Genomic DNA, 5,803 nt, shown 5'->3' on the forward strand with positions numbered 1-5,803 from the left:
AGCGCCACACCGTGGAGCTCTACGGACGGTGCCGCACCTGCGCCAGCGAGGCGACGGCGGCCTAGCTGCGGAAGTTTTGCAAGCGAACTAGACGAGTTATCAAAAGGAGACAACGTTGAGATGAAGTATCAAATACAAGGCAAAACGACCACCGGAAGAGGCCAAAGCGGCTTCCTGCTGCTCTTCTTGGCGGTGCTTCTGGCCGCAGTGCCCGCATGCGGAACCGGCGGGGAGCCTTCAGCGTCAGGCAAGCTCTCCATCGTGACGACCTTCTACCCCTTGCAGTACCTCGCTGAGCGCGTGGGCGGGGAGCGCGTCAGCGTGCGGAACCTTGTGCCGCCCGGCGCGGAGCCCCACGACTGGGAGCCGAAGCCTCGCGACATCACGGCGATCAAGCGCGCAAAGCTCTTTATCTACCAAGGCGCCGGGTTCGAGCAGTGGGCCGAGCGCGCGGTGGATAGCCTTCCGTCTAACGGGCCAGTGGTCGTGAAGGCCACAGAGAGACTGACGCTGCTCCGGGGGAGCGATGGCGATGAGCCGTTCGACCCCCACGTCTGGCTCGACCCGGCGCTGTACGCGAAGCAGGCCATCGCCGTGCGCGACGCCCTGGCAAAGGCTGACCCCGCCGGGCAGGCCGTCTACACGGCGAACCTCGGCGCGCTCTCTGCCGAGTTGGACGGCCTTGTATCGGATATGCAACGCGGGCTGGCCTCCTGCCGGCGTGCTACCATCGTCACCTCCCACGCCGCCTTCGCCTACCTTGCAGAACGCTTCGGGTTGACGCAGTACGCTATCTCCGGCCTTTCGCCGGAGGCGGAGCCGAGCCCGGCCCGCCTGCGGGAGGTGGTGCAGGAGGTGAAGCGCCAGGGGGCCACGCATATCTTTTTTGAGACGCTGGTGAGCGATGCCGTGGCAAGGACCGTCGCGCGGGAGGCCGGTGTGGGAACGCTGGTGTTGAACCCCATCGAGGGGCTGGCGCAGGGGGATGTGAAGGCAGGGGCGGACTACATCTCGCTCCAGAGGCAGAACTTGGCGAACCTGAGGACGGCCCTGGGATGCGCATGAACGGATCGAGCACGGCTCCGCTGGTCTACGAAGGCGTCACCTTCTCCTACGGCGCGACGCCTGCGGTGGAGGATGTCTCCTTGACCATCGAAAAGGGAGACTTCGTCGCGCTCATCGGCCCCAACGGCAGCGGGAAGACCACGCTGGCGCGACTGGGCATCGGCCTTGAGCGGCCCCAGAAGGGGAGCGTCCTGCTCTTCGGCAAAGAGGTGCGCCACTTCGCCGAATGGCACCGCATCGGCTACGTGCCGCAGCGCACCATGGCCTTTAGCGTCCGCTTCCCCGCCAAGGTGCGGGACGTGGTGGCGATCTCCGCAGAGCCGCGCTAAGCGGATCGGCTACAGCGCCACACCGTGGAGCTCTACGGACGGTGCCGCACCTGCGCCAGCGAGGCGACGGCGGCCTAGCTGCGGAAGTTTTGCAAGCGAACTAGACGAGTTATCAAAAGGAGACAACGTTGAGATGAAGTATCAAATACAAGGCAAAACGACCACCGGAAGAGGCCAAAGCGGCTTCCTGCTGCTCTTCTTGGCGGTGCTTCTGGCCGCAGTGCCCGCATGCGGAACCGGCGGGGAGCCTTCAGCGTCAGGCAAGCTCTCCATCGTGACGACCTTCTACCCCTTGCAGTACCTCGCTGAGCGCGTGGGCGGGGAGCGCGTCAGCGTGCGGAACCTTGTGCCGCCCGGCGCGGAGCCCCACGACTGGGAGCCGAAGCCTCGCGACATCACGGCGATCAAGCGCGCAAAGCTCTTTATCTACCAAGGCGCCGGGTTCGAGCAGTGGGCCGAGCGCGCGGTGGATAGCCTTCCGTCTAACGGGCCAGTGGTCGTGAAGGCCACAGAGAGACTGACGCTGCTCCGGGGGAGCGATGGCGATGAGCCGTTCGACCCCCACGTCTGGCTCGACCCGGCGCTGTACGCGAAGCAGGCCATCGCCGTGCGCGACGCCCTGGCAAAGGCTGACCCCGCCGGGCAGGCCGTCTACACGGCGAACCTCGGCGCGCTCTCTGCCGAGTTGGACGGCCTTGTATCGGATATGCAACGCGGGCTGGCCTCCTGCCGGCGTGCTACCATCGTCACCTCCCACGCCGCCTTCGCCTACCTTGCAGAACGCTTCGGGTTGACGCAGTACGCTATCTCCGGCCTTTCGCCGGAGGCGGAGCCGAGCCCGGCCCGCCTGCGGGAGGTGGTGCAGGAGGTGAAGCGCCAGGGGGCCACGCATATCTTTTTTGAGACGCTGGTGAGCGATGCCGTGGCAAGGACCGTCGCGCGGGAGGCCGGTGTGGGAACGCTGGTGTTGAACCCCATCGAGGGGCTGGCGCAGGGGGATGTGAAGGCAGGGGCGGACTACATCTCGCTCCAGAGGCAGAACTTGGCGAACCTGAGGACGGCCCTGGGATGCGCATGAACGGATCGAGCACGGCTCCGCTGGTCTACGAAGGCGTCACCTTCTCCTACGGCGCGACGCCTGCGGTGGAGGATGTCTCCTTGACCATCGAAAAGGGAGACTTCGTCGCGCTCATCGGCCCCAACGGCAGCGGGAAGACCACGCTGGCGCGACTGGGCATCGGCCTTGAGCGGCCCCAGAAGGGGAGCGTCCTGCTCTTCGGCAAAGAGGTGCGCCACTTCGCCGAATGGCACCGCATCGGCTACGTGCCGCAGCGCACCATGGCCTTTAGCGTCCGCTTCCCCGCCAAGGTGCGGGACGTGGTGGCGATGGGCGAATATCGCGGCTTCGACCCTAGGACCATCTTGCGCCGGAAGATGAGCGAAGCGGCGGAAGAGGCCCTGAAAACGGCCGGCGTGTGGGACTACCGCGACCGGCTCATCAGCGAGCTCTCCGGCGGCCAGCAGCAGCGCGTCCTCATCGCGCGGGCCCTGGTCCACGAGCCCGATCTGCTGGTGCTGGATGAGCCGACGACGGGCATAGACAAACCGGGACAGGAGGAGTTCTACTCTCTCCTGCGCCAGCTCCGGGGGAAGTTCGGCGTTACCATCCTCATGATCTCCCACGATATCGGCGTGGTGATGCACGATGCGACCAAGGTGGCCTGCATCAACATCCGCCTCCTCTCCTACGCGCCGCATCACGAGCTGACGGACGAGACGCTGGCCCGCGTCTGCGGCCACACGGCAGACGTGGTCATCCACAGACACCGATAAGCGCCATGCCTGAAATCTTCCAGCTCGATTTCATGGTGCGCGCCTTCATCGCCGGAGGCGCGGTGGGCGTCAGCGCGCCCGTCCTGGGGACGTTCCTTGTCTTGCGGCGCCTGTCGCTGATCGCGGAGACGCTCTCCCACGTCGCCATCACCGGCGCGGCCATCGGCATCTTCCTCGGTGAGTACCCCGTGCTCATCGCCATGGCGACCTCGGTCGCCGCCGCGATCACCCTGGAGCGCCTGCGCACAACGCGCTGGCTCGCGAGTGACGGCGCGCTGGCCCTGGTGCTCTACACGGCGCTGGCCATCGCCCTTGTGCTCATCAGCCGAGGCGATCACCTGAACGTCAGCCTCTTGGGCTACCTCTTTGGCAATGTCGTCACCGTCACCTCTGCGGATTTGTGGGCCACCGTTGCCGCGGGCGCGCTGACCCTGCTCGTCATCGGCCTGCTCTACTCCGAATTCCTCCAGGCCACGTTCGATGCCGATATGGCGAAGGTGGCGGGCGTTCCGGTCCATCGCGTCAACCTCTTGCTGGCCATCCTCACCGGCGTCACGGTGACGCTCTCCATGCGTGTCGTCGGCGGCCTCCTGGTCGGGGCGCTCATCGTCCTGCCGGTACTGGCGGCGCTCCAGCTGAAGCGCGCCTTCCGCACTACGCTCTTGGTGGCGGCGGCCATCGGCGCGGCAAGCGTCTTCATCGGCCTCACCGTCTCCTACTACCAGGACATCGCGGCCAGCGGGGCCATCGTGCTGACGGCGCTGGCGATGCTGACGCTGATTACGGGCGCGCGGACGCTCCTGGCTCGGAAGACGGCGGTATAATCCCGCCATCCACGGTCCGCGGAGGCGAGCATGGGCGTCTGGCTTGACCAGCAGGAGATCGCCGACTTCCTGACAAATGGGCATACGCTCATCGTCTCGACCATTGATAAGGACGGCTATCCGCACTCGACGCCCGTCTGGTACGTCTACGATGGCGGGCACGTCTATTTCCGCGTGCGCTCCGCCACCATCAAGGCAAAGGGCCTTTTGCGCAATCCCAAGGTCGCCGTCCTCGTGGAATCGGGCGAACGCTGGCGCGACCTGAAGGCCGTGCTGATCCGCGGCCGTGCCGAGCCGGTCACAGATACGGCCTTCCAGGTCCGCTTTGATGCGCTCTTGGACGCCAAGTACGCCAACTTCCGCGAGGCGCGGGAGGCGATGCCGACCCGGACACAACAGCACTATGCGACCGGCAAAACCTATTTCAAAGTCGTCCCGGAGAAGCGGATCGCCAGTTGGGATAACCGAAAGATACGGATGTGAGGGGCTCTGCCCTTAGCCTTGACCCCTGCTTGAAGCCCTGGATACAATAGGAGTGTTCACCCCTAGGAGGCTTAGGTATGCCGATCTACGAATACTACTGTTCAACCTGTAACGATACGTTCGAAAAGCGCCAGCCGATGAGCGCTGTGGCCGAGGCTGTGACCTGCAATCACGGTCATAAGGCGCGGAAAAAGCTCTCCGTCATCGCGCCGGTTGCCAAGGGCGATCACGGCCATGATATGCCGATGGGCATGCCCGAAGGCTGCTGCTCCCCCGCCGAGATGGCGCAAGCCTGCGGTGGCGGCGCATGCGGCATGAACATGAACTAAGCGCGCAGCGCGGATCCTGTCTGAAAAAGAGCCCCGATCCCTCGGGGCTCTTTTATTTTGTCGGCGCGCCGTTCGGCGTCTGCACGCGCTCAGCCGGAGAGCCATTCCGGCGATTCATTCTGAGGTAGAACCAGGCCACCGCGCCAGCGACCAAGGCCTCTGCCACCGTCATCCCGGCCACGATGAGCGTGGCGGCGAGGAAGAAGTTTTCCGGGAACATCAGCAAGAGATAGTCGTTCTTATTGAGGAGCCACCGGTTGTTCTCGAAGGCGAGCTCATGGAACCAGGTGAAGGCCGTATCGAAGCCGATGATGGAGGCCAGGCCGATGATGGCCAGGAAGGCCAGGGTGACGATGGAGCCCCAGAGCAGGCTCTTCGCGATGCGCGGCCGGAGCGCCCGCCTGCCCCAGGCCAGCCAGCCGAAGAGCACGACGCCCAACAGATAAAAGAGGGAGTACCACTGCACCTTCGCCAGGCCGCGAACCATTAGCTTCACGTCTGACATATGGCGCACCTCCCGCGTGGTGAAGATCTCCTCTTCGCTCCCAAAGACCACGGCCTTCACCTGGAGCGGCTCTTCATCCGAGTTGAAGTAGTGCTTGATCTCCCTGGTGACGCGCAGGTACTCCTCGCGCGTCATGCCCGTCCGCTCCAGGGTGTCGAAGTGTCCCGCGCCGTAGCTGTAAAGCCAGCCGCTGTTGATGACGGTGCGCAGGTTGATGGAGACGAGGAAGAAGGGGACGCCGATGGCGAAGAGGGTCATGACGACGGCGACGAAGGGTTTGCTGCGGGGGAAGGACATGGAACCATCATTCACGGGCGGGGGATTCCTTGTCAAGGAAAACGAACGCCACGTAGAATGGGATGCCTCCGGATAGAACCGAGGTGCGCCCGTGGCCGATTACAAGGACCTGGAGAGCTTTGAGACCTTCCTGGCCAT

8 protein-coding genes are annotated in these 5,803 nt (G+C 64.6%); 7 read left to right on the forward strand and 1 reads right to left on the reverse strand.

The annotated features are described in order from the left end of the window. Positions 1–120 precede the first annotated feature (120 nt). The 7 genes from FJ039_12430 to FJ039_12460 all read left to right on the forward strand — a co-directional run bounded on the left by FJ039_12430 (position 121) and on the right by FJ039_12460 (position 4,863). On the forward strand, positions 121–1,065 hold the full coding sequence (locus tag FJ039_12430) for a zinc ABC transporter substrate-binding protein (protein MBM4406954.1): 945 nt from the start codon (positions 121–123) through the stop codon (positions 1,063–1,065). After that, positions 1,062–1,394: an ATP-binding cassette domain-containing protein gene (locus tag FJ039_12435; GenBank protein MBM4406955.1), complete on the forward strand. Its 333-nt coding sequence runs from the start codon at positions 1,062–1,064 to the stop codon at positions 1,392–1,394. Before FJ039_12430 ends, FJ039_12435 begins: the two co-directional genes overlap by 4 nt. Before the next feature lie 133 nt (positions 1,395–1,527). Beyond that, positions 1,528–2,472, forward strand: coding sequence for a zinc ABC transporter substrate-binding protein (locus FJ039_12440; GenBank protein ID MBM4406956.1), 945 nt, complete (start codon positions 1,528–1,530; stop codon positions 2,470–2,472). Further along, entirely contained in the window at positions 2,463–3,227 is a 765-nt protein-coding gene (locus FJ039_12445; GenBank protein MBM4406957.1) for a metal ABC transporter ATP-binding protein, read from the forward strand. Before FJ039_12440 ends, FJ039_12445 begins: the two co-directional genes overlap by 10 nt. A 5-nt stretch (positions 3,228–3,232) precedes the next feature. Beyond that, complete coding sequence (locus tag FJ039_12450; GenBank protein MBM4406958.1) at positions 3,233–4,051, forward strand: metal ABC transporter permease; 819 nt, start codon at positions 3,233–3,235, stop codon at positions 4,049–4,051. 30 nt (positions 4,052–4,081) lie between these two features. Next, positions 4,082–4,534, forward strand: a complete 453-nt coding sequence (locus FJ039_12455; GenBank protein MBM4406959.1) for a pyridoxamine 5'-phosphate oxidase family protein — start codon at positions 4,082–4,084, stop codon at positions 4,532–4,534. A 77-nt stretch (positions 4,535–4,611) separates the two neighbouring features. Continuing rightward, positions 4,612–4,863, forward strand: a complete 252-nt coding sequence (locus FJ039_12460; GenBank protein MBM4406960.1) for a zinc ribbon domain-containing protein — start codon at positions 4,612–4,614, stop codon at positions 4,861–4,863. A 52-nt stretch (positions 4,864–4,915) separates the two neighbouring features. Here FJ039_12460 and FJ039_12465 read toward each other — a convergent pair whose 3' ends face one another. Then, on the reverse strand, positions 4,916–5,665 hold the full coding sequence (locus FJ039_12465) for a TIGR01906 family membrane protein (GenBank protein MBM4406961.1): 750 nt from the start codon (positions 5,663–5,665) through the stop codon (positions 4,916–4,918). Between the last annotated feature and the right edge of the window lie 138 nt (positions 5,666–5,803).

It is taken from the genome of Chloroflexota bacterium (assembly GCA_016875535.1).
Lineage (GTDB): Bacteria > Chloroflexota > Dehalococcoidia > SHYB01 > SHYB01 > VGPF01.